Source organism: Geminicoccus sp. (assembly GCF_035556675.1).
Taxonomy (GTDB): domain Bacteria; phylum Pseudomonadota; class Alphaproteobacteria; order Geminicoccales; family Geminicoccaceae; genus Geminicoccus.
Genome location: NZ_DATMFZ010000358.1, coordinates 1 through 21323, shown reverse-complemented (window position 1 = coordinate 21323; position 21323 = coordinate 1). Strand labels below are relative to the sequence as shown.

The 21323-nt window shown below is 69.8% G+C and carries 25 protein-coding genes; 11 read left to right on the top strand and 14 right to left on the bottom strand.

Annotation, left to right across the window (positions count from 1 at the left end; all coding sequences use genetic code 11):
- The first annotated feature begins 94 nt into the window (after positions 1-94).
- The 5 genes from infA (at position 95) to VNS22_RS25385 (ending at position 3702) form a co-directional block, all read left to right on the top strand.
- Positions 95-313 carry a translation initiation factor IF-1 gene (gene infA / locus VNS22_RS25405; RefSeq protein ID WP_027134740.1) on the top strand — a complete coding sequence of 73 codons (219 nt, stop codon included), beginning with the start codon at positions 95-97 and terminating at the stop codon, positions 311-313.
- Entirely contained in the window at positions 310-912 is a 603-nt protein-coding gene (locus VNS22_RS25400) for a Maf family protein (protein ID WP_414653438.1), read from the top strand. The genes infA and VNS22_RS25400 overlap by 4 nt, the downstream gene beginning before the upstream one ends.
- Positions 909-2285 carry a ribonuclease E/G gene (locus VNS22_RS25395; RefSeq protein ID WP_325737510.1) on the top strand — a complete coding sequence of 459 codons (1377 nt, stop codon included), beginning with the start codon at positions 909-911 and terminating at the stop codon, positions 2283-2285. Before VNS22_RS25400 ends, VNS22_RS25395 begins: the two co-directional genes overlap by 4 nt.
- Positions 2282-2488, top strand: coding sequence for a DNA gyrase inhibitor YacG (locus VNS22_RS25390; RefSeq protein WP_325737508.1), 207 nt, complete (start codon positions 2282-2284; stop codon positions 2486-2488). The genes VNS22_RS25395 and VNS22_RS25390 overlap by 4 nt, the downstream gene beginning before the upstream one ends.
- A gap of 65 nt (positions 2489-2553) precedes the next feature.
- Entirely contained in the window at positions 2554-3702 is a 1149-nt protein-coding gene (locus VNS22_RS25385; protein ID WP_325737506.1) for a sensor histidine kinase, read from the top strand.
- A gap of 18 nt (positions 3703-3720) precedes the next feature.
- On the opposite strand, the gene VNS22_RS25380 is transcribed toward VNS22_RS25385, so the two are convergent.
- The 8 genes from VNS22_RS25380 to rpsF form a co-directional block, all read right to left on the bottom strand.
- Positions 3721-4347 carry a hypothetical protein gene (locus VNS22_RS25380; protein ID WP_325737504.1) on the bottom strand — a complete coding sequence of 209 codons (627 nt, stop codon included), beginning with the start codon at positions 4345-4347 and terminating at the stop codon, positions 3721-3723.
- Between the two features lie 18 nt (positions 4348-4365).
- On the bottom strand, positions 4366-4848 hold the full coding sequence (locus VNS22_RS25375) for a hypothetical protein (protein WP_325737502.1): 483 nt from the start codon (positions 4846-4848) through the stop codon (positions 4366-4368).
- Between the two features lie 56 nt (positions 4849-4904).
- Positions 4905-5351 (bottom strand): thioesterase family protein, encoded by a 447-nt coding sequence (locus VNS22_RS25370; protein ID WP_325737500.1) that lies wholly within the window; start codon positions 5349-5351, stop codon positions 4905-4907.
- Positions 5348-6727: a leucyl aminopeptidase family protein gene (locus tag VNS22_RS25365; protein WP_325737498.1), complete on the bottom strand. Its 1380-nt coding sequence runs from the start codon at positions 6725-6727 to the stop codon at positions 5348-5350. Before VNS22_RS25365 ends, VNS22_RS25370 begins: the two co-directional genes overlap by 4 nt.
- A 40-nt stretch (positions 6728-6767) precedes the next feature.
- Positions 6768-7394 carry a polyhydroxyalkanoate synthesis repressor PhaR gene (gene phaR / locus VNS22_RS25360; protein ID WP_325737496.1) on the bottom strand — a complete coding sequence of 209 codons (627 nt, stop codon included), beginning with the start codon at positions 7392-7394 and terminating at the stop codon, positions 6768-6770.
- A gap of 164 nt (positions 7395-7558) precedes the next feature.
- Positions 7559-8116: a 50S ribosomal protein L9 gene (rplI, locus tag VNS22_RS25355; protein ID WP_325737494.1), complete on the bottom strand. Its 558-nt coding sequence runs from the start codon at positions 8114-8116 to the stop codon at positions 7559-7561.
- A gap of 12 nt (positions 8117-8128) precedes the next feature.
- A complete protein-coding gene (rpsR, locus tag VNS22_RS25350; RefSeq protein ID WP_157505604.1) occupies positions 8129-8410 on the bottom strand; it encodes a 30S ribosomal protein S18 in 282 nt (93 codons plus the stop codon).
- Positions 8407-8862, bottom strand: coding sequence for a 30S ribosomal protein S6 (gene rpsF, locus VNS22_RS25345; RefSeq protein ID WP_349261892.1), 456 nt, complete (start codon positions 8860-8862; stop codon positions 8407-8409). The genes rpsR and rpsF overlap by 4 nt, the downstream gene beginning before the upstream one ends.
- 230 nt (positions 8863-9092) lie before the next feature.
- Here rpsF and fabD point away from each other — a divergent pair, with 230 nt between their 5' ends.
- The 5 genes from fabD to mltG all read left to right on the top strand — a co-directional run bounded on the left by fabD (position 9093) and on the right by mltG (position 13551).
- Positions 9093-10040, top strand: coding sequence for an ACP S-malonyltransferase (fabD, locus tag VNS22_RS25340; protein WP_325737490.1), 948 nt, complete (start codon positions 9093-9095; stop codon positions 10038-10040).
- Between the two features lie 38 nt (positions 10041-10078).
- The gene (gene fabG / locus VNS22_RS25335; protein WP_325737488.1) at positions 10079-10813 is read left to right on the top strand and encodes a 3-oxoacyl-[acyl-carrier-protein] reductase; all 735 of its coding nucleotides are present in this window, start codon (positions 10079-10081) and stop codon (positions 10811-10813) included.
- A 192-nt stretch (positions 10814-11005) separates the two neighbouring features.
- Positions 11006-11239: an acyl carrier protein gene (locus tag VNS22_RS25330; RefSeq protein WP_027134754.1), complete on the top strand. Its 234-nt coding sequence runs from the start codon at positions 11006-11008 to the stop codon at positions 11237-11239.
- 46 nt (positions 11240-11285) lie between these two features.
- Positions 11286-12548 carry a beta-ketoacyl-ACP synthase II gene (gene fabF / locus VNS22_RS25325; protein WP_325737483.1) on the top strand — a complete coding sequence of 421 codons (1263 nt, stop codon included), beginning with the start codon at positions 11286-11288 and terminating at the stop codon, positions 12546-12548.
- Between the two features lies 1 nt (position 12549).
- Complete coding sequence (mltG, locus tag VNS22_RS25320; RefSeq protein ID WP_325737482.1) at positions 12550-13551, top strand: endolytic transglycosylase MltG; 1002 nt, start codon at positions 12550-12552, stop codon at positions 13549-13551.
- Between the two features lie 6 nt (positions 13552-13557).
- On the opposite strand, the gene VNS22_RS25315 is transcribed toward mltG, so the two are convergent.
- Entirely contained in the window at positions 13558-14289 is a 732-nt protein-coding gene (locus VNS22_RS25315) for an SDR family NAD(P)-dependent oxidoreductase (RefSeq protein ID WP_325737481.1), read from the bottom strand.
- Positions 14290-14362: 73 nt separating this feature from the next.
- On the opposite strand from VNS22_RS25315, the gene gmk reads away from it, so the two are divergent.
- Positions 14363-15019, top strand: a complete 657-nt coding sequence (gmk, locus tag VNS22_RS25310) for a guanylate kinase (protein WP_325737480.1) — start codon at positions 14363-14365, stop codon at positions 15017-15019.
- Here gmk and rsmA read toward each other — a convergent pair.
- From rsmA to VNS22_RS25285, 5 genes are all read right to left on the bottom strand, one after another.
- Positions 15016-15837 (bottom strand): 16S rRNA (adenine(1518)-N(6)/adenine(1519)-N(6))-dimethyltransferase RsmA, encoded by an 822-nt coding sequence (rsmA, locus tag VNS22_RS25305; RefSeq protein ID WP_325737478.1) that lies wholly within the window; start codon positions 15835-15837, stop codon positions 15016-15018. The genes gmk and rsmA overlap by 4 nt on opposite strands.
- Positions 15834-17213 carry a peptidylprolyl isomerase gene (locus tag VNS22_RS25300; RefSeq protein WP_325737477.1) on the bottom strand — a complete coding sequence of 460 codons (1380 nt, stop codon included), beginning with the start codon at positions 17211-17213 and terminating at the stop codon, positions 15834-15836. The genes rsmA and VNS22_RS25300 overlap by 4 nt, the downstream gene beginning before the upstream one ends.
- A 37-nt stretch (positions 17214-17250) precedes the next feature.
- Positions 17251-19338 carry an LPS-assembly protein LptD gene (locus tag VNS22_RS25295; RefSeq protein ID WP_325737475.1) on the bottom strand — a complete coding sequence of 696 codons (2088 nt, stop codon included), beginning with the start codon at positions 19336-19338 and terminating at the stop codon, positions 17251-17253.
- Between the two features lie 109 nt (positions 19339-19447).
- Positions 19448-20602: an LPS export ABC transporter permease LptG gene (gene lptG, locus VNS22_RS25290; protein ID WP_325737473.1), complete on the bottom strand. Its 1155-nt coding sequence runs from the start codon at positions 20600-20602 to the stop codon at positions 19448-19450.
- The coding region (locus tag VNS22_RS25285) for an LptF/LptG family permease (protein ID WP_325737471.1) at positions 20589-21323 on the bottom strand (735 nt) is incomplete at its 5' end. The genes VNS22_RS25285 and lptG, both read right to left, overlap by 14 nt.

Sequence of the window (21323 nt, the reverse complement as noted above, 5' to 3'; positions counted from 1 at the left end):
GCTCGCGCAAGGATGCGCCATATATCGGTAGAACGGACGACCAAGTGAGGCCGCGGCGCCAAGCCACGCGCCGTGGACTGCCAATGGAGTGTCAATGGCGAAGGAAGATCTGATCGAGTTTGGTGGCGTGATCGCTGAAGTGCTGCCCAACGCGATGTTCCGGGTCAAGCTCGAGAACGATCACGAAGTGCTGGCCCACACCTCTGGCCGCATGCGCAAGAACCGGATCCGCGTGCTCACCGGTGACAAGGTCACGGTCGAGATGACGCCCTACGACCTCAGCCGGGGACGCATCACCTACCGGTTCAAGTGAGCCCCGGCAGCGGGGCGCACGTGCCCCTGGGGCTGGCGTCGGCATCGCCGCGCCGGCTCGACCTGCTGCGTCGCTGCGGCATCGAGCCCAGCTGGGTGGTGGGCCCGGATGTCGACGAGACCACACGCCAGGGCGAGCTGCCGCGTGCCTATGCGCTGCGAGTGGCCAGGGCGAAGGCCATGGCCGGTGCCGCACAGGCGCTGGCGGCCGGGGCCTTCGTGCTGGCCGCCGATACGGTGGTGGCCTGCGGCCGCCGCATCCTGCCCAAAGCACTGGACGAACCCGCCGCCGCCGCCTGCCTGGATCTCCTGTCCGGGCGACGTCACCGGGTCATGACCGCGGTGGTGGTCGCGACCCCGGAGCGGCGCCTGGTGGAGCGGCTGGTCGAGACGGTCGTGCGCTTCAAGCGGCTGACCGCGGCGGAGCGGGATGCCTATCTCGCGTCGGGCGAATGGCACGGCAAGGCCGGCGGCTACGCGATTCAGGGCCAGGCCGAAGCATTCGTGCCGGCGATCCAGGGCAGCTACTCCAACGTGGTGGGGCTGCCGCTGTGCGAGACGCTGGGCCTCCTGGAAGGCCTTGGCTGGAAGAGGACATGAGCAGCGGTCTGGTGATCGAGGATACCGGGTTCGGCCTGCGCGCCGCCCGGCTGGAGGATGGCGAGCTGATCGAGGTGGTCGACCTCGACCACGATGAGGCCCGGGTGACGGACCGGCTGTTCGCAGCCCGGGTCGTGCGGGTCGAGCCCAAGATCGGCGCCGCCTTCCTGGACATCGGCCAGGGGCACAACGCCTTCCTCAACGTCAAGGACGCTCGCCACCTGCCCGGCGCCGACCCGCGCATGCCGATCGAGCGGATCGTCGCCGAGGGCCAGCGCATCGTGGTCATGGGGCTGCGCGAGGCGGTCGACGAGAAGGGGCCCAGGGTCACCTGCGACGTGCGCCTGATCGGGCTGCACCTGGTGCTGCGGCCGTCCTCGCAGGCAGTCGAGGTGTCGGGCAATCTCGGCAAGCGCCAGCAGATGTTGCTCAAGGAGCGTGGCCAGGCGCTGTTCCCCAAGGGCGGCGTGCTGCTGCGCCGGGGGTCTCAGGACCAGCCGGACGAGGTGCTGCTGGCCGAGCAGGAGGCGCTGCGCCGCCGCTGGCACGACTGCCTGGACCGGGCCAAGCTGAAGAGCGGGCCCCTGGATGTCGACGATACGGTGGAACGGCTGCTGCGCACCATCCTGGGCAACCCGGTGGATGCGATCACCGTGGCCGACCCGGCATTGGCCGCACGCATCCGGGCATTCCGGGACGCGCATTTCCGCTCGGGCGAGGGGCCGCTGGTCGAGCTGGTCAGCGGCGACGCCTTCGAGGTGACCGGTGTCGCCGAGCTGATCGAGGCGGCCCTGCAGCGCGAGGTTCCCCTGCCCGAGGGCGGGCGGCTCTGGATCGAGCGGACCCGGGCGCTCACCGCGATCGACGTGGACAGTGGTGGCCAGCCGTCCTTCCGGGTCAATCTCGCCGCGGCCAGGGAGATCGCCCGGCAGCTCCGCCTGCGCAACATTGGCGGGATCATCGTCGTCGACTTCATCGATCTCGTGAGCAAGAACGAGCGGTTCCGCGTGGTCGAGACCCTCAAGAAGGCGCTCGCCGCCGATCCGGTGGCGGGGCATGTCCATGACGTGTCGCCCCAGGGGCTGGTCGAGATCGGCCGGCCGCGGCGCGGCATCGCGCTGGCCGAACTGCTGCTGCGCGATTGCCAGCATTGCCGGGGCGAGGGCACGGCACCCTCGCTGCGCGCCGGCACCGAGCGGCTGGTCAAGGCGCTGCGCCGCTCGGCCCGGCCGCCCGCCACGCTCAGGGCCGCCCGCGATCTCGCCCGCTACCTGACCGAAGCCGCTCCGGCCCGGGCGCTGGCGGCAGCGGGCTTTACCGGTGCGGTGACCGCGGATGACCGGCTGGCCGCGGGAGGCTTCGAGCTCGGATGACCGATACTCCAGCCGCGACCCCGCGCTGCCCGATCTGCGGCAAGCCGCGTGAGCAGCGGTTCCGGCCGTTCTGCTCGCGCGCCTGCCGCGACCGCGATTTCGTGGCCTGGGCGGATGGGCGCTACGCGATCCCGGCGGTGGAGGCCGAGGAACCCGACGGCGACGAGTGGCCCCTGCCGGAGCGGCGCCAGGACGACCGGTGATTTCGCCTGCAGGGGCGGCACCGTCACCCATGGTCGGTGATCGCCCGTCCCGCTAGGATGCGTCCATGAGCAAATCCGATGCCCCGGCGGGGCAGGGCCTCGTCGCCGAGGAGCCCGAGCGGCTGGCATTGCTGCGGTCCTACCGCATCCTGGACACGCCGCCGGAAGTCGGCTTCGACGACTTGGCGGCCCTGGCTTGCCATGTCTGCCAGGCGCCGGTCGGGCTGGTGGGGCTGATCGACATCGACCGGCTGTGGTTCAAGTCGGCGGTCGGCATGGCGGTGGACGCGGTACCGCTGGACGGCGCCATCTGCAGCCATACGATCCGTTCCGCGGAGCCGTTGGTGGTGGAGGATCTGGCTGCCGATCCCCGCTTTGCCGCCAACCCGCTGGTCACCGGCGAGTCACGGTTGCGCTTCTATGCCGGGGTGTCGCTGCGCAATGCCGATGAGGTGCCGCTCGGCACGCTCTGCGTCATGGACCGTCAGCCGCGCCGGTTGACGGAAGCGCAGCTGGACATGCTCGGCCGGCTCGGCCGGCAGGTGGTCGGTCTATTGGAGCTGCGACGGGTGAGCGCGCGGCACGAGGAACTGCTGGCCGAGCGTGTCGCGGTGCAGGACGCCACCGAGGCACTGGGACACGACCTGCAGCACCGCTTCAAGAACAGCCTGCAGACCATCGACAGCCTGATCAGCCTGCAGAGCCGGCGCGAGTCGGACGAGCGGGTGCGCCGTGCGATCGGCCGGATGCGCGACCGGCTGCGGCCGCTCTACCTGATCCAGGACCAGGTGCGCGCCGAGTTCGCCGGGCTGGTCGAGCTTCGGCCGTTCCTGCGCGACCTGGTCCGGGTGATGGTCGAGGCCCAGCGCGAGGCCGCGGGTAACGCCGTGGTGGAAGAGGAAGTGGCCGAGCTGGCAGTACCCCGCGAGAAGGCGCTGCCGATCGGCCTGATCGTGAGCGAATTCCTGTCCAACAGCTTCCAGCATGCCTTTCCCGCAGGCGGCAGCCGAGCCGGCCTCGCGCTGGCAGAGACGGAGAACGGCCGTGCCCGGCTCGAGCTGTGGGACGACGGACCCGGCATGAGCCTGCCGGCATCGCCCGCGTCCGGCCTGGGCCTGCAGCTCATCCAGGTGCTGAGCAGCCAGGTCGGCGCCAAGCCCGGCTGGGAGACGGGGGCAGGCACCCGGCTCGTGCTGGAGTTCCCGGTCCGCTAGGGCCGCGCCCGAGGTCTCTCAGGTGACCTTGGCCGGGTCGAAGCCGTTGGCGAGGGCCTGGAGCTGGAGGAAGCGCCGGTCGTTCATGCTCCAGGCGCGCAGCGCGTAGCGCTCCTTGCCGTGCACCACCAGCCGGACCTGCATGGCCAGCCCGAAGCCGCTGCTGTCCCAGTGGCACTCCAGGTCGGAGCGCTCAGGGCCGAGTTCCGGCTCGCCGCAGCCGCTGAGCGGCAGGGCGCCGAGCGAGGCGATGGTCGAGCCGGTGTCCTCCAGCCGGCGCGCGAGATCGCCGTCCTGCCCGGGCAGGTCCGGATCATCGGCCAGGCCGGTGAAGAAGCTGCCCAGACCGCTGAGATCGACCGTCACCTGGCGCTGCAGCCAGGCCGCCTGATCGCTGGTGTCCTCATCCGCGGGCAGAAGGCGGATGGTCAGGCCGGTAAACGCGCTGAACAGGGAGGCCTGGGGTGCGATGCTGGCCGAGGGCGGCGTGAACGCATCGCCCGGCCGATCGGTGCAGGTCAGGCCCAGCTCCTCGGGGATCGGGATAGCCGGGCAGATCGCCGCCTGGGCCGGCTGGGTCCAGCCGAGCAGAAGCCCCAGCAGGAGCAGGGGGCAGAGCGACAGGCGCTTGATGAACTGCTCCACGACACGACCTCCGGCGCTTCAGTCCGGGACGAGCGAGCCCAGGAACTGGCGCAGATGGGCACGGCCGTGCTGCGAGACGCGGAAGCGGCCGCGCGCGACCAGGAATACCCGCTTGGCGACCAGCGACTGGCGCACGCACTGCGACGGGTTGCCGAGCTTGATGCCCTGCTCCAGCAAACGCTTGTTGGCCTCGGCGGTTGCGAACGTGTCGTCCGCGGAATTGACCTGGCTGTAGTAGCCCGCGGCCAGCATGGTATCGACCTCCGTGGCCGTGCCGGGCAGGCGCTGGATGAACGCGCCGAACTCGCCGAGCTCGGTGTCGGCCTCGCGCGCCGGTGCCGGCTCGGCAGTGGCGGCGAGCATGAGCTCGACACCGTTGGCCAGCCGCTCCAGCAACAGCTCGATCCGCTCGGCATACTCGCGCACGAAGGCCTCGCTGCCGGCGACCTCGAACTCTCGCTGGGCGAGATTCACCCTGAGCTTGGTCTGGATCGTGTCCACCCCGATCTCCGCACGGTACCCGGCCCGGTTGGCACGGATCCGTCCCTTGGTAAAGTTCAGATGGCAGCGGGCAGCAGCGGCTCCATCACCCGCCGCAGCGGCGGCGGGATCGGGGTCGGCCGGCGGGTCGCGCGGTCGACGAAGACGTGGACGAAGAACCCGTCCGCAGCCGCCAGCGGGGCACCAGAATGGAACACCGCGCATTCCCAGCGCACCGAGCTGGTGCCGAGCCGCCCGACCCTGATGCCCACCTCCAGCGCATCGGGGAAGCCCACGCCCTCGTGGTAGCGACAGCCGCTCTCCACCACGAAGTCCATCACCGGCCCGCCGGTCGGATCGAGGCCACCCTCCTCCATCATCAGCCGGTTCACCGCCAGGTCGAACCACTCGTAGTAGAGCGCGTTGTTGGCATGGCCGTACATGTCGTTGTCGGTCCAGCGCGTCTGGACCGGGAAGAAGCGAACATAGTCGCCGCGCCCGGTCCGCCTCGGCCGCTCGCTCATGGCCGATAGCGCCGTGCAATGGCGGCGTGAAGGGCCTGGAGACCAGTGGCCTCGCCGCCCTTGGGCCGGCCAGGGCGGCTTTCCGGGTTCCACGCGAACAGGTCCAGATGCGCCCACCGCTCAGTACGGGTCACGAAGGACTGAAGGAACAGGGCGGCGGTGATCGCCCCTGCGAACGGGCTCTGCCCGGCATTGTTCAGGTCGGCGACGCTGCTCTCGATCATGCGCCGGTAGGGCGCGTGCAGCGGCAGGCGCCAGAGCGGCTCGCCGGCATCGAGGCCGCCCTGGAGGAGTTCGTCCGCCAGCGCCTCGTCGGGCGTGAACATGGCCGGCAGGTCGGGCCCGACCGCCACCCGGGCCGCGCCCGTGAGGGTGGAGGCGTCCAGGAGCAGATCGCATTCCTCCTCGTCGGCCAGCGCCAGAGCGTCCGCCAGGATCAGCCGGCCCTCCGCGTCGGTGTTGCCGATCTCGACGGTGAGCCCCTTGCGCGAGCGCAGGATGTCGCCCGGCCGGAACGCGCTGCCCGAGATGCTGTTCTCGACCGCCGGCACGATCAGACGCAGACGTACCGGCATGGCGCCCGCCATGATGGCACCGGCCAGGCCCGTCAGGACCGCAGCACCGCCCATGTCCTTCTTCATGAGCAGCATGTTCGAGGACGGCTTGATGTCGAGGCCGCCCGTATCGAAGCACACGCCCTTGCCGACTAGGGTGACCTTCGGATGATCGGGATCACCCCAGGTGAGGTCGATCAGGCCAGGCGGCCGGGCGGCGGCGCGGCCGACCGCATGGACCAGCGGAAAGCCTTCAGCCAGCAGTTCCTCACCATGGAGGCGGCGGATCCTTGCGCCATGCCGGCCGCCGATGGCGGCGACCGTGTCCAGCAGTTCGGCCGGACCCAGCTCGTTGGCCGGCAGGTTGATCAGGTCGCGCGCGGTCCAGACCGCTTCCGCCAGCCGGACGCCCTGGTCCGCCGCACCACCGTCCGGCAGCACCAGCCGGGGCAGGCTGGCATCGAACCGGCGGAACCGCTCGAACCGGTAAGCGGCGAGCGCCCAGCCGAGGACTGCCTGATGGGCCGGCAGAAGGCCCTGCGGATCGTCCAGTGCCCAGTCACCTGCCGGCAGGGCACCAACCGCCTGGGCGATGTCGCCGGGCTCGGCTGGATCGGAGAGCAGCAGCAGGACAGCGGCGGGCTCGCCGCCGGCTCCCGGAACGAACAGCACGGCACCGGGTCGCGCCCGGAAACCAGTCGCCTCCGCCCAGGAAGCGGCGGCCGGCGCCAGGCCGCCAAGATGGTCGGCCCAGCGCGCCGCGGGCACCAGGGTGATGCGGCGGGCTGGCGTGCCGGCCGGCAGGAAGCAGGCGAGTGTCATCCGGCGTCCCTTGCTGGGGGGAGAGGGGAGGAGCGGGCGCTCAGCCGCGCTTCTTGCCGATCTCCTCGATCTGGCGCTGCATGGCGGCCAGCTGGTTCTTCAGTTCGGACACCTCGTCGCGGACCGGATCGGCTGCCAGCGGCTCGGGCTGGGCCGGCTCCTTCGTCCCGGCGGCCGCGGCGGCGGCGGCGGCGAACGGGTTGAACATCCGGGCGGCATTCTGCAGCAGGGCCATGTTCTGGCGGGTCATCTCGTCGAACCGCTCGGCCGGGAAGAACGGCCCGAACGTGCCCTGGAGATAGGCGCGCATCTGGTCCTGCTGCCGGGTGAAGCTCTCCATGCTGATGTCGAGATAGCGCGGCAGTACCTGCTGCAGGCTGTCGTCGTAATAGCTGATGAGCTGGCGCAAAAAGCCGATCGGCAGAAGGTTGCGGCCCTTGCCGTCCTCCTCGAGGATGATCTGGGTGAGCACCGAGCGGGTGATGTCCTCGCCGCTCTTGGCGTCATAGACCAGGAAATGCTCGCCGTCGCGAACCATCCGGCTGAGCTCGTCCAGCGTCACGTAGCTGGAAGTCGCCGTGTTGTAGAGCCGGCGATTCGCGTACTTCTTGACGATCGCGACCTTCTCGCTGCCGGTTCCCGCCTCGTCCGCCGTGCGTGTGCTCATCTGGCGTCCCTTCGATGGACTTCGCCCATCCTGCAACCGAAAAGGGGCCCCCGAAGGAGCCCCTGATCTTCACCTGTATCCTGGCCCATCGATGGCCAGTTTGTGCACACGCACACAGGCTTTGCAACGCGGTTGCGCAGTGCAGCGAAATCCGCCCCGAAGGGTCAGCGGATCGCCAGGATCTGCGCTTCCAGGTCGTCCTCGTCGTCGAGCTCGGCCTCCTCGGCCTCCTCCTCTTCGACGGGGGCGGCCTTGCCGGCCTGGATCTCGGCTTCCTCGACCGTGCGGGCGACGTTCACCGTGATGGTGACCTCGACCTCGGGATGCAGCGCCACGATCACCGGATGGAGACCCGAGGTCTTGATCGGGTTCTCCAGGCGGATCTGGTGGTGATCGATCGACAGGCCGTCGGCGGTGAGTGCCGCTGCGATGTCGCGCGCCGTCACCGAGCCGAACAGGTTGCCGGCCTCACCGGCCTGGCGGATCTGCACGATCGTGCGGCCCTCGACGCTGCCGGCCAGCTTCTGCGCCTCGCCCTTCAGCTCGAGGTTGCGGGCCTCCAGCTGGACCCGTCGCTTCTCGAAGTCCTCACGCGCGGCCTTGGTGGCATTGACCGCCTTACCCTGCGGGATCAGGTAGTTGCGGCCAAAGCCGTTGCGCACCTTCACGATCTCGCCCATCTGGCCGAGCTTGTGAACGCGCTCCAGGAGGATGACTTCCATGTTCGGTCCTCCTCAGCCGGCCACGTAGGGCAGGAGCGCCAGCTCGCGGGCACGCTTGATGGCCTGGGCCAGCGCGCGCTGCTCCTTGGCGGTCACCGCCGTGATGCGGCGCGGGACGATCTTGCCGCGCTCGCTGATGAAGCGCTGCAGCAGCTTGATGTCCTTGTAGTTGATCGCCGGCGCATCGGCATGCGCGAAGGGGCTGGCCTTCTTGCGGCGGAAGAACGGCCGGCGGATGGTGATCGCCGGCGGCTCGGCAGGACGGCGGCGTTCGCCGGCATCGTTGTCCATCATGCCACTTCCTCCTCACGGCGCTCGCGGCGCGGCTCGTCACGGTCGCCGCGCGGGCGGTCCTCGCGCGGGCCACGGTCGTCGCGGTCACGGCGATAGCCGTCGTCGCGGCGGCCCCGCTCCTCGCGGCTGCTCTTCGCGACCATGATCTGCGACGGGTTGGGATCCAGCTCCTCGACCCGGACGGTCAGGTAGCGCAGCACATCCTCATGGATGCGCTCCTGGCGCTCCAGCTCCTCGATGCAGGCGGCTGCCGCATCCAGGTTGAAGTGCAGGTAATGGCCCTTCCGGTTCTTCTTGATCCGGTAGGTGAGATTGCGCAGTCCCCAGTACTCGACCTTGCTGACCGAACCGCCGTTGTCGGCGATGATCTGCGCGATGCTCTCGGAGAGCGTCTGCGCCTGCTGAGCCGAAAGATCGGGACGCGCAATCAAGGTGTGCTCGTAAAAGGGCATGACGTTCCCTTTGGCCTGCCTTGATATGGACAGCACGAATCCCCGCCACCACCAAAAGCGGTACGGGTTGCTGATCCGTGCAGCACGCGACCCTCGGGTCCGGTTGCCCGGACCACGAAGCCGGCGGAACATAGCAGCGCATTTGCCCGATGCAAGCGCCCGCACGCTTGACATCCGCGGCTGCCTCGCATCCTCCACGAGCGCGCAAGGCAAGCCAGAAGGGAAGAAGCATGGCCGTGATCGCGGTGTTTCCTGGCCAGGGTGCGCAGGCAGTGGGCATGGGCAGTGCCCTGGCCGCGGCGTCGCCGGCCGCGCGCCGGCTGTTCGAGGAGGTCGACGAGGCGCTGGGCGAGAAGCTCTCCGCCCTGATCTTCGAGGGGCCGGCCGACCGCCTTACGCTCACCGCCAACGCCCAGCCCGCCCTGATGGCGACTTCGCTCGCGGCCGTGCGGGCCCTGGAGGAGCGGCTGGGCGGCAGGCTCGCCGACCGGCTGGACTACGTCGCCGGCCATTCGCTGGGCGAATATTCCGCACTGGCTGCGGCCGGCTCGATCGCAGTGGCCGATGCTGCCCGCCTCCTGCGCCTGCGCGGCGAGGCGATGCAGGACGCGGTGCCGGCTGGCGAGGGGGCCATGGCCGCGGTGCTGGGGCTGGGCCCCGACGCCGCCATGGCGGTGGCCGATGCCGCCGCGGCGGATGGTGGCGTGTGCCAGCTCGCCAATGACAACGCGGACGGCCAGGCGGTCCTGTCCGGCAGCAAGGAAGCGGTCGAGCGGGCTGTCGCCATCGCCAAGGAGCGGGGCGCCAAGCGGGTCGTGCTCCTGCAGGTGAGCGCGCCGTTCCATTGCGCGCTGATGGCACCGGCGGCCGACCGCCTGGAAAGAGCGCTGGCCGACGTGCGCTTTGCAGCACCGGCGGTGCCGCTGATCGCCAACGTCACGGCCGAGCCCGTGGCCGACCCGGCAAGCCTGCCGGGCCTCCTGGTCCGCCAGGCGACCAGCCGGGTACGGTGGCGCGAGAGCATGGCCACCATGGGCCGCCTGGGCGTCGCCACCATCCTGGAGCTGGGCGCCGGCAAGGTGCTGACCGGCCTTGCCAAGCGTGCCGTGCCGGGCGCCACCCTCCTGAATCTCGCCGAGCCGGCCGATCTCGACGCCGTCGCTGCGGCCCTGTCCTGATCCCTTCCTTCCGACCGATTTTGTTCCGGAGAAGCATGATGTTCGATCTCTCGGCGCGGCGTGCGCTGGTCACGGGTGCCACGGGCGGCATCGGCGAGGCGATCGCCCGGGCGCTGCATGCGCAGGGCGCCTCCCTAGTGATCACCGGGCGGCGCGAGGAAGTGCTGGCGAAGCTGGCGGCCGAGCTGGGCGACCGGGTGCAGGTGGTGGTGGCCGATCTCGCGGAGCCGGATGCCGCCGAGCGGCTGATGAAGGAAGCCGAAGCAGCGGGCCCGGTCGACGTGCTGGTCAACAATGCCGGCATCACCCGCGACATGCTGGCGATGCGGATGAAGGACGACGACTGGTCGGCGGTGATCGAGACCAACCTGTCGGCGGTGTTCCGCCTCTCGCGCGCCGGCCTGAAGGGCATGATGAAGCGCCGCCATGGCCGGATCATCAATATCGGCTCGGTGGTGGGGGCCACGGGCAATGCCGGGCAGGCCAACTACGCGGCGGCCAAGGCGGGGCTGGTCGGCATGACCAAGGCGCTGGCGGCCGAGCTGGGCAGCCGCGGCATCACCGTCAACTGCGTGGCCCCGGGCTTCATCGATACCGCGATGACCCAGAAGCTCGACGAGAAGCATCGGGAAAGCCTGCTCGGGCGTATTCCGGCCGGCCGGCTGGGGACGGGCGCCGACATCGCGGCCGCCGTGGTGTATCTGGCCAGTGACGAGGCCGCCTATGTGACCGGCGAGACGCTGCACGTGAACGGCGGGATGGCGATGATCTGAGCGTCGTGCCCTTGTCTTCGGCAGAAACAATACGATCTGCGCACCGAGGCGGGACCTCGGCCGGCCGGACGCTGGTCAAGGTTCGAGCCATCGTGTAGGAAGCCCGCCACACCCGGGGGTAGGTCGGCCGTATTGCTCGCGATGCGCCGGGTTCGGGTGTTCCAGTCAGTCCAGGGTCGAGGACCGTTTCCGATGAGCGATATCGCTGAGCGCGTTAAGAAGATCGTCGTCGAGCACCTTGGTGTCGACGAGGCGAAGGTGCAGGAGAATGCGAGCTTCGTCGACGATCTCGGCGCCGACAGCCTCGACACCGTCGAGCTCGTGATGGCGTTCGAGGAAGAGTTCGGGGTCGAGATCCCCGATGATGCGGCTGAGAAGATCCTCACCGTCAAGGACGCGATCGACTTCATCAAGGCCAACAGCTGAACCCGCCCACGGCCTTGGCATCCGTCGCAACGTTGGAACGATCGACATGAGGCGTGTTGTCGTAACCGGGCTGGGGATGGTGTCCCCGCTGGGTACGGGAGTCGAGACGAGCTGGAACAGGCTCGTGGCCGCGGAGTCCGGACTGCGCCGCATCGATCGGTTCGACGTGTCGGACCTTCCGGCCAAGGTGGCCGGCCTGGTGCCGGGCGAGGGGGAGCCGGGCGGCTTCAGGCCGACCGACTTCATCGACCCCAAGGAACTCCGGCGCAACGACCATTTCATCGTGCTCGCCATGGCCGCGGCCGCCGAGGCGATCGCGGACAGCGGCATTCCGCTGGCCACGGATGAGCAGAAGAACCGGTCGGGTGTGCTGATCGGCTCCGGCATCGGCGGCCTGAACGCCATCGCCGAGGCGGCACTGGTCCTGGAGAAGCAGGGGCCCAGGCGGATCAGCCCCTTCTTCATCCCGAGCGCCCTGATCAACCTTGCCGGCGGCCAGGTCTCGATCAAGTTCGGGCTGCGCGGGCCAAACCATGCCGTGGTCACCGCCTGCTCGACCGGCGCCCACGCGATCGGCGACGCATCCCGGCTGATCCGGGTCGGCGACGCCGACGTGATGGTGGCGGGCGGCACGGAGGCGGCGGTATCGCGTCTGGGAATGGCCGGGTTCGCCGCGGCGCGGGCGCTCTCGACCAGCTACAACGACACGCCGGAGCAGGCCTCACGCCCCTGGGACAAGGGCCGCGACGGCTTCGTGATGGCGGAAGGTGCCGGCGTGGTCGTGCTCGAGGAATACGAGCATGCCAAGGCACGCGGCGCCAAGATCTATGCCGAGATCAAGGGCTACGGCCTGTCCGGCGACGCCTACCACGTGACGGCACCGATGCCGGATGGCGATGGCGGCTTCCGCTCCATGTCGGCCGCCCTGCGCAATGCCGGCATGACGCCTGCCGACATCGACTATGTCAACGCGCACGGTACCAGCACGCCGTTGGGCGACGAGATCGAGCTGGGTGCGGTCAAGCGCCTGTTCGGCGACGCGATGAAGAACGTCTCGATGTCGTCGACCAAGTCCGCGATCGGCCACCTCCTGGGGGCTGCCGGTGCGGTCGAGGCGATCTTCTCGATCCTGGCGATCAGGCACGGGATCGCCCCGCCGACCCTGAACCTGAAGGACCCGGAAGAGTCCGCGGCCGGTGTGGACCTCGTGCCCCTCAAGGCCAAGGAGCGCCGCATCCGCAACGCGCTGTCCAACAGCTTCGGCTTCGGCGGCACCAATGCTTCGCTGATTATCGGCGTTCCGGACTGACGTGCGGTTCATCGGCCGCGGCCAGGTTGTCCTCCTCGTCGTCGGCCTGTGCCTGGCGGCACTGCTGATCGGCGGCGCGTTCTTCGCCCATCGCCATCTGCAGAACTGGATGGTCACGCCCGGCCCGCTGGCACAGGAGGTCGACATCCTCCTGCCGCGCGGGGTCGGCATGGCCGGGATCGCTGCCCGTCTGGAAGAGGCGGGCGTGATCGACGACGCCCTGCGCCTGCGGCTGGCCACCCGGCTGTCCGGGCGCGACCGGCGCCTGCAGGCGGGCGAGTACCGCTTCGTTCCCGGTGTCACGCCGGACGAGGCGCTGGCGATGATCGAGGCCGGGCGGCAGGTGCTGCACCGGCTGACTGTGCCCGAGGGGCGGACCGTGCGCGAGGCCTGGGCGCTGCTCGAGGCGGAGGAGCGGCTGACGGGCGACCTCCCGGATCTGCCGCCCGAGGGCGGCATCCTGCCCGAGACCTATTTCTTCCAGCGCGGCGAGGAGCGGCGGGCGGTGGCGGAGCGCATGGTGGCGGCGATGCGCAAGGCCCAGGAGGAGATCTGGGCAGCGCGGGCCGACGACCTGCCATTCGAGACGCTGGAGGAGGCGGTGACGCTCGCCTCCATCATCGAGAAGGAAACGGCGCTCCCCGAGGAGTACCGGACGGTCGCGAGCGTCTATGTGAACCGGCTGCGCCGGGGCATGCCGCTCCAGGCCGACCCCACAGTGATCTACGCGCTGACCAAGGGTCTGTCCGATCTCGGCCGGCCGCTGACCCGGGCCGATCTGCGGCTTGACGACGACTACAACACCTACCAGCGCGCCGGCCTGCCGCCGGGGCCGATCGCCCTGCCGGGGCGCGCCGCCCTGGAAGCGGCGGTGAACCCGGCCGACACCGACTATCTCTACTTCGTGGCCGATGGCGGCGGCGGGCACGCGTTCGGCCGGACGCTCCAGGAGCACAACGCCAATGTCCGCAAGTGGCGGGCGTTCCAGCGCTCGCAGCAGTGAGCGCCGTTATTCCTTGGATGGCTGGCGCATCAGGATCGGATCGCGCAGTGCGGCGGGCATGAGGCCCAGGAACCGGGCCAGGAGATAGGTCGGCAAGGGAAACGCGATGCGTACCCGGCCGGCCTGCAGGCCGGTGTCGATGATCTCGGCCGCGCGCTCGGCATCCATCAGGAACGGCATGGGGAAGCGGTTCACCCGCGTGAGCGGCGTGTCGACGAAGCCCGGGCAGACCACGCTCAGCCGCACTCCGTCCCGTGCCAGCCGCGGGCGCAACCCTTCGCCATATCGGCGCACGGCGGCCTTGCTGGCGGCGTAGGCCGGCCCGGTGGGCGAAGCCAGGAACGAGGCGAGCGAGCTCACCAGCACGACATGGCCCTGGCGGCGCGCCGCCATGCGCGGCAGGAGCGGCTCGACCGTCGCGATCTTGCCGACCGCGTTCACCGCCATGATCTCGGCACCGCTCACGCCGGGATTGCCGGCGATGCCGGCATTGGCCACCACCATGTCGACCGGCCGGGCGGCGTCGCGCTCGCTGGCCCAGGCGGCCAGCGCGCCTGTGTCGCGCACGTCCAAGCTGCGGATGTCGACCTCGGCACCGGCCAGCGCCGCGGCGGCCGCTGTCTCCTCCAGCCGTGCCCGGTCCCGGCCCTGGAGGGAGAGGAGTGTGCCGGGCCGTGCCCAGCGCGCCACGAGCGCCCGGCCGATCCCGCTGGAAGCGCCCGTGATCAGCCGATGCATGGTCCAGTCCCCTTGGATGATGTGGTGCCTGCCGGTAGAGGTCCGGGCGCTGCACTACCGGAGAGCCCGCTCGATGACCACCACTCCACCCGTGATCCGCCGGCGCGGGGTCATGCTGGTCGTCTCCTCGCCCTCGGGTGCGGGCAAGACCACGCTCACCCGCACGCTGCTGGAACGCGACCCGGACGTGTCCCTGTCGGTCTCGGTGACCACGCGGCCGCCCCGGCCGGGCGAGGTGGACGGCGTCCACTACCACTTCATCGGCAAGGACCAGTTCCAGGGTATGGTGGAGCGGGGCGAGCTGCTCGAGCATGCCCATGTCTACGGCTACAGCTACGGCACGCCGCGCCCGGCGGTGGAACTGGCGCTCACCGCCGGCAAGGACGTGCTGTTCGACATCGACTGGCAGGGTGCCCAGCAGCTCCGGCTGGCGGCCGAGCAGGACCTGGTCGGCATCTTCATCCTGCCGCCGACCCTGGCCGAGCTGGAGCGGCGGCTGCGCTCGCGCGCCCAGGACCCGGAGGAGGTGGTGCGCCACCGGCTGGCCCAGGTCGCCAACGACGTCACCCACTGGGCCGAATACGACTATGTGATCGTGAACCACGATCTGGAAACCAGCATGCGTGCGCTCACCGGCATCCTGATCGCCGAGCGGCTGAAGCGCCGGCGCAATCTGGGCCTGGCCGAGTTCGTCGAGCAGTTCCGCCGGCCGGGCGTGGGCCCTACCTAGGCGCCGGCCAGCGCGTTCGTGATCCTGGCGAACTCGGCCAGGTCCAGCGTCTCTGCGCGTCTGGTGGGATCGATTCCCAGTTCCGACAGGAGCGGGGCCGGGTCCTTGACCAGCGGCTTCAGGCTCTGGCGCAACATCTTGCGCCGCTGGCCGAACGCGGCGGCTAGCACGCTGCCGAGGCGCCGCTCGTCGCATGGATGTTCCGGTGCGGCGCGCGGGGTCAGGCGCACCACCGCCGATTCCACCTCCGGCGGCGGGCTGAAGGCGCCCTTGGGCAGGCGGAACAGATATTCGACCCGGCAGGCCCACTGGGTCATGGCGGCCAGCCGGCCCCACCCCGCGCTGCCGGGTTCTGCCGCCAGCCGCTCGGCCACCTCCTTCTGGAACATCAGCACCAGCCGCTCGAAGTGCCGCCGCTGGGCCAGGAGGTGGAAGAGGAGGGGGGTGGAGATGTTGTAGGGCAGGTTCGCCACCACCAGCGCCGGCAAAGGATCGAGTGTGGCGGCGTCGAAGGCCAGCGCGTCGCCGGCCACCACCTGCAGCCGCCCGTCGGCGGCCTCGACCAGCGGTGCCAATGCCTGGATCCAGCGCGGATCACGCTCGACCGCGACCAGCCCTGCGGCACCCGCGCGCAGGATGGCGCCGGTCAGGCCGCCCGGGCCGGGGCCGATCTCCAGCACGGTACGGCCCTGGAGATCGCCCGCCGCGGCGACGATCCGATCCAGGATGGAGGGATCGAGCAGGAAGTGCTGGCCCAGGCGCTTGTCGGCGCGGTGGCCGGACCGCTTCAGGATCTCGGCCGGTCCCGGCAGGTTCATACCCTCAGGTCGACATAGGCGTCGCGGCGCAGGTCGCGCAGGTAGCGGTCGGCCAGCCGGTCCAGCTGCTGCCCTTCCAGGCGGCGCTGCACCGATTCGCGGTCCATGGACGGCAGCGGCGGTGGCGGCGGGGTGGGCTGGACCGGCCGCGGCGCCTCGGCCGCGCGCGGCAGCTGGCCGCCCTCACGGTCGCAGACCATGATGAGCTGGATGCCGGCCGGTCCAGTGAGCGGGGGGCTCAGCCGGTTGTTCGGCAGGTTGCTGACCAGCTGCGTCAGCACCTGCGGCAGGTCGGCGACATCGAGCCAGCCGAGATCACCGCTGCCCTCGCCGCCCGATTCCGCGGCCGCCGCCTGCAGGCTGCTGCAGGATTTGAAGCGGTTCTGGTAAGCAGCCGCCTGCTCGAGCAGCTTGTCCCGCTCCGCCTCGCCGGCATCTTCCGGCACCGGGATGACGTACTGGGCCAGATGGACCCGGGTCGGCGGGATGGCCGGCCGCGCCGGGGCCGGGGGCGGCGGGGGCGGTGGCATCTCCACCTCGGCATTCTCGCCGGCCGCGCGCTTGGCGCGCATCATGAAGATCTGCCAGCCGGCATTGGTGCGGACCGGCCCCTCGATGTCGCCCACGCCCATGTCGGCGACGATGGTGCGGGTCTCCTCGGTCAGGCCGGAAGGCTGCACCCAGCCCAGGTCGCCGCCGGCAGCAGCCGTGGACGAGGCCGAGAACTCGCGCGCCAGGGCCGGGAAGGCGGCACCCTTGTTCAGCGCGTCGACCAGCTCATCCGCATCTGCGCGCACCTGGCTGTCCTGGCTGGCGTCGGTCACCGGCAGGGTGATCTCGGCCAGGAGCCATTGCGGCTCGTTGCGCGCCCGTTCCGCCTCGCGGATCGCGAGGTCCACCTGGTCGGGGCCGATGCGCACCCGCGGCCGGAGCTGTTGGGCCACCACCTTGGCCCACAGGATCTGGCTCTCGACCTGGCGCTTGAGGGTCAGGAGGCTGGCACCCTGCCCGCGCAGGAATTCGTCGAGCTGGTCCATGGTCATGCTGTTGCGCTCGGCGATGTTCGCCAGGGTCTGGCTGATCTCGTCGGGCGTCGCGGTCAGCCCCAGCCGCTTCGCCTCCAGGCGCTGCAGGGTCTCGTCGATGTACAGGCGCAGCACCTGCGGACGCAGCCGGTCGCGATTTTCCGGCGTGGTCGCCAGGCCCGAGGACACCAGCGCCAGCGATACCCGGTCCTCCAGGTCACCCGTGGAGATAACCTGATCCTCGACCACGGCGACGATCCGGCCGGCCGCTACTGCCTTACCCGGCAGGATGGCCGTGCTGCCCAGCAGGGCGAGGGAAAGGAGGGCAGCGCGGGTAAGGGATGCGATCATGCCGTTTCTGTGTCACCGCGGGTTGCTCGATGGTGGTTCAGCTGCTGCCGCCTCCAGTGAGGCTGGTCCGGCCGCCGAACTCGCCGAGATTCTTCAGCGTCACGCGGAATAGCAGCGTCGTTGCCGGCCCGGCGTCACGATCCTCCGTGTAGTCGCGTTCGAGGCCGGCGACCAGTATGAGACAGGGGTGATTGTAGACGAACCCGACCGCGTAGGTCACCGGCTCGTCCGCGACTAGGTCCTGGCGCACGCCTGCCGAGAGGGAGAAGCTGTCGGTGATCCCGGCGCGCACCGTGGCGGTCAGCTCCTTGCGCTCCTGGACGTTCTCCAGATCGGGGTCGTCGGTCAGGCTGAGATAACCCACGCCCAGGCCGAAGCGTCGCCAGTTGAACGAGGCCAGCAGGTCGTTCTTGGTCATCTCCTTCAGCTCGTCGTCGACCCGGAACCGGTAGGACAGGTTCAGCCATTGGGCCGGGTGCATCTCGATCCGGCCGACGAAGTCGGAGAAGTTCTCGTCCAGGCCGGTGCCGGGCTCGAACGTGCTGTCGTCCTTGAGGCGCCAGGACTGGCCGAGCATGCCCGAGACCCGGAAGGTCTCGGGCGAGAACGAGCCGAAGCGCAGGCCGTAGGCGCCGCGCGGGCCGCCCTCCACCCGGTCCAGACCGGTGAAGCGGTTGGCCTCGAAGATGTTGGTGTCGTCCAGCTCGAAGGACTGGCTGTCCTCGTTGGGGATGTCGTCCGGGTTGCCGCCATAGGGCGACCAGTGGCCGACCAGCACCGGCTCCAGCAGGTGCTGCCAGCCGCCTTCGGTCATCTTGATCAGCGGCAGGCTCCACTCCGCCGAGAGCAGCGGGTAGAGCCGGCCGGCGGTATTACTGCCGCCTACGTCGGAAAAGGTCTCCGGGTCGCCGTCGGTCTGGTAGCCATCGGCCCGCACGGAGGCGGAAAAGCGCAGCACGTCGCCGAATCGCCCGACCATCGGCTTGCTCCAGCCGAGCCGGCCGGACAGCCGGCGGGTGTCCAGCCCGTCGCTGCGGGTGAGCGCCAGCACCGAGGCGTCGACGTCGTAGAAGCCACCCCAGGAGCCGTTGGTCGGCGTCGACCAGCGCAGCTGGCCGCGCGGCAGCACGAACGGGGTCAGGCCCGGGTCGTCCGACTGCAGCAGGCCTTGGAAGTAGAAAGCGTCGAGCACGCCGTAATTGGTGTCCCAGGCCCGGTCCACCCAGGGCCGGTTCACCAGCAGGTTCTCGTCGTCGATGTCGTAGCGGCGCAGATAGGTGTCGTCGGAGGCCAGGAAGGCGTCGAAGCCGCCGCCATAGCCATTCTCGAACACGTAGCGGCCGGTCCCCTGGAAATGGCCGCGGAAGTCCTTCTCCGTACGGGTGCCGTTGCTGCCGGCATAACGGTCGGCATAGGTGGCGCTGCCGCTGAGCTCAGTCGGCCCGAACCGGTCCATCCGCCGGTACTCGCCGAACAGGGCCACGCCCTGCTCGGTGGTGATCAGGGGGGCGATCGTGACGTCCTCGGACGGCGAGATCACGTAGTAGTACGGGACCTGGATGAAGGCACCCAGCGCCGTGCGGCTGCCGAAACTCGGATTGAGGAAGCCGGACTTGCGGTCCACCGACGGGTCGGGATGGCTGAAGCGCGGCAGGTACATGACCGGGATGCCGAACAGGTCGAAGGTCGCGTCCTCATAGACGACCTCCTTCTCCACCTGGTCGTGGGTCACCTTACGGCTCTTGATCTGCCAGAGCGGCGAGCTGTCCGGGTCGTCGCACAAGGGGCAGGGGCTGTAGACCGCGCGGTCGAGCTCGGTCCGGTTGCCGCTCGAGCGGACTGCCCGGCGAGCGACCAGGCGGCTGTCGTCGGCGAGCAGCACGCTGGCCTGCTGGATGAAGCCGGCCCGCAGGCTGTCGGACAGTTCGACCTTGTCGCCGAACACGGTCTCGCCTTCCTCACTGATCAGGACGACGTTGCCTTCGGCGATGACGATGTCGGTGTTGCGGTCCCAGGTCACCTTGTCCGCGAGCAGAGTCCGGCCATCACGGTCGATCTGCACGTCGCCTTCGGCCGTGATGAGGTTGTCGCGCTGCTGGAAGTCCAGCCGGTCGGCGGTCAGCAAGACCTCCGGCGGGGCCTGATCCTGCGCCCGAGCAGAGAGGATGGGGCTGCAGAGAATGGTGGCGGCCAGCAAGGCCGGCTGCAGGCGACGCACAAAATTCATCCGACGCTCAACCGTCCTCGGTGTGGAACAGAAGGGCGAGACCCAGCAGGATCGCCACGACCGCCGGGGTCCATGCGGCCAGCTCCGCTGGTAGCCGACCCGAGAGCCCCACCGCCAGCACGACATTCGCGAACACGAAGAAAACGAAGCCCGACGCGATGCCCATCGCGACGAACACGAGCGTGCCGCCGCGCCGGGCGAAGCGCAGCGAGAACACGGTGCCGATCAGGAGCATCGCCGCGAACATCAAGGGCGTGGCCAGGAGGTTCTGATAGTGCACCACATGGGCGCGCACCGGCAGGCCGATCGAGCGCAGCGTGGCGATGTAGTCCGGCAGCTCCCAGAACGAGATCGTCTCCGGCTGGGCCAGCCCGCCATGGATGCGCTCCAGCGTCAGGTTGGTCGGGATCTGCAGGACCGGGTCGTGCTCGACCTGGCCGTTCGGCCTGGTGATCACCGCATCGCGCAGCTCCCAGAACCCCGCCGTCAGCCGGGCGGCGGGCGCGTCGATCCGTCCGGCATAGCCGCCTTCCTGATCCAGGAGGAAGATGGTCACCTCGGTCAGGCTCATCGCCTGACCGTCCGCCACGCCGCGCGCGTGGAAGACGATCGGCTGGCCGTCCAGGGCCTGGCGCAGCCACAGCCCACCGCTGGCGACCTCCATCCGGTCGAGCTCGCCGTCGTCCAGGAGGTCGGACTGCGCCTCGTAGCGGGCATAGAGGATGGTGCTGATCGGGTTCAGCACCGTGACGCTGATCGTGCCCAGCACCATCGCGATCAGCCAGACCGGCATCAGGAACTGCCAGATCGAGATGCCGGCCGCCCGGGCCGCCACCAGCTCGTTGGTCCGCGACATCCGCCGGAAGGTGAGCATCGCCGCGAACAGCATGGTGAACGGCAGGAGCTGCTGGGCCGTGGACGGCGCGTGCCAGAGCGCCAGCTCGATCGCCTCGGTAAAGCCGCCTTCCGCCCGGGTGCCGGAGCGGCGCAGCTGCTCGATCGCGTCGAACAGCAGGACCAGTATGACCAAGCCCAGCGTGACCGTCAGCACCGACGAGAGCAGGGCCCGGCCGAGATAGCGGGCGAATGTCCAGGAGAACCGCCAGCGGCGGCGGCGCGTCGGCAGGAGCGGGCCGGCCGCGGCCTGCTCAAGCTCCCGCACGCAGCGCCTCCCGGCTGGGCAACTCGGCCGGGGCGGTCATGCGCCGGGGCCGCCGGCGGCGCAGCCGGCCGGTGAGCGCCAGGAAGGCCAGGACCAGCGGGACGATCTGCGCCAGGTAGAACAGCGGCACGAAGGCCAGGGAGCTGATGGAGAAGCTGGTCGCCGCGAGCTGGACGACCTGCTGGACGGTCGCCAGCAGGATGGCGAACGCGATCCGCTTGCCATGCCCGCGCCGGTCGAGGTCGGCCGGCAGGAGCACCGCCAATGCTATCGCCACCAGGACCAGGGGCGCCATCGGGCTGGTCAGCCGGTCATGGGCGGCCGACACCAGCCGGCTGTAGTTCTTCTGGTCGTCGATGTCGTCGGCTGGCCAGAGCAACTCGTCGAGATAGCGCTCCTTGGGCTTGCGCCAGCGATAGGCGTCGTCCTCTTCCGACAAGGTGGTGAGGTCGACCGTGTAGGCATCGAAATGGAGGGCCGAGACCCGCCCGTCCGGCTCCCGCTCCTGCCGGGTGCCCCGCTCCAGGACCAGGCGCGGCTCGTCGCCCACCGTCACCAGCACGCCGCGTTCGGAGGTGATGGTGGAGGGAGCTTCGGGATCGCGCGCGTCGTCCACCAAGAGGCCGGTCAACGAGCCGTCCGGCTGGCGCTTGTCCACATAAACGGTGATGCCGGGAGCCGGCTGGTTGAACACACCTTCCTGCAGCAGCACGAAGGTGTA

Bases quoted from the DNA above. Each gene is read 5' to 3' on its own strand.
- VNS22_RS25390 (WP_325737508.1), top strand. From the start codon at position 2,282: ATGACCGATACTCCAGCCGCGACCCCGCGCTGCCCGATCTGCGGCAAG.
- rpsF (WP_349261892.1), bottom strand. From the start codon at position 8,862: ATGCCCTTTTACGAGCACACCTTGATTGCGCGTCCCGATCTTTCGGCT.
- VNS22_RS25385 (WP_325737506.1), top strand. From the start codon at position 2,554: ATGAGCAAATCCGATGCCCCGGCGGGGCAGGGCCTCGTCGCCGAGGAG.
- infA (WP_027134740.1), top strand. From the start codon at position 95: ATGGCGAAGGAAGATCTGATCGAGTTTGGTGGCGTGATCGCTGAAGTG.
- fabG (WP_325737488.1), top strand. From the start codon at position 10,079: ATGTTCGATCTCTCGGCGCGGCGTGCGCTGGTCACGGGTGCCACGGGC.
- VNS22_RS25370 (WP_325737500.1), bottom strand. From the start codon at position 5,351: ATGAGCGAGCGGCCGAGGCGGACCGGGCGCGGCGACTATGTTCGCTTC.
- VNS22_RS25365 (WP_325737498.1), bottom strand. From the start codon at position 6,727: ATGACACTCGCCTGCTTCCTGCCGGCCGGCACGCCAGCCCGCCGCATC.
- phaR (WP_325737496.1), bottom strand. From the start codon at position 7,394: ATGAGCACACGCACGGCGGACGAGGCGGGAACCGGCAGCGAGAAGGTC.
- gmk (WP_325737480.1), top strand. From the start codon at position 14,363: ATGACCACCACTCCACCCGTGATCCGCCGGCGCGGGGTCATGCTGGTC.
- VNS22_RS25395 (WP_325737510.1), top strand. From the start codon at position 909: ATGAGCAGCGGTCTGGTGATCGAGGATACCGGGTTCGGCCTGCGCGCC.
- rpsR (WP_157505604.1), bottom strand. From the start codon at position 8,410: ATGATGGACAACGATGCCGGCGAACGCCGCCGTCCTGCCGAGCCGCCG.
- rsmA (WP_325737478.1), bottom strand. From the start codon at position 15,837: ATGAACCTGCCGGGACCGGCCGAGATCCTGAAGCGGTCCGGCCACCGC.
- fabF (WP_325737483.1), top strand. From the start codon at position 11,286: ATGAGGCGTGTTGTCGTAACCGGGCTGGGGATGGTGTCCCCGCTGGGT.
- VNS22_RS25330 (WP_027134754.1), top strand. From the start codon at position 11,006: ATGAGCGATATCGCTGAGCGCGTTAAGAAGATCGTCGTCGAGCACCTT.
- VNS22_RS25315 (WP_325737481.1), bottom strand. From the start codon at position 14,289: ATGCATCGGCTGATCACGGGCGCTTCCAGCGGGATCGGCCGGGCGCTC.
- fabD (WP_325737490.1), top strand. From the start codon at position 9,093: ATGGCCGTGATCGCGGTGTTTCCTGGCCAGGGTGCGCAGGCAGTGGGC.
- VNS22_RS25300 (WP_325737477.1), bottom strand. From the start codon at position 17,213: ATGATCGCATCCCTTACCCGCGCTGCCCTCCTTTCCCTCGCCCTGCTG.
- rplI (WP_325737494.1), bottom strand. From the start codon at position 8,116: ATGGAAGTCATCCTCCTGGAGCGCGTTCACAAGCTCGGCCAGATGGGC.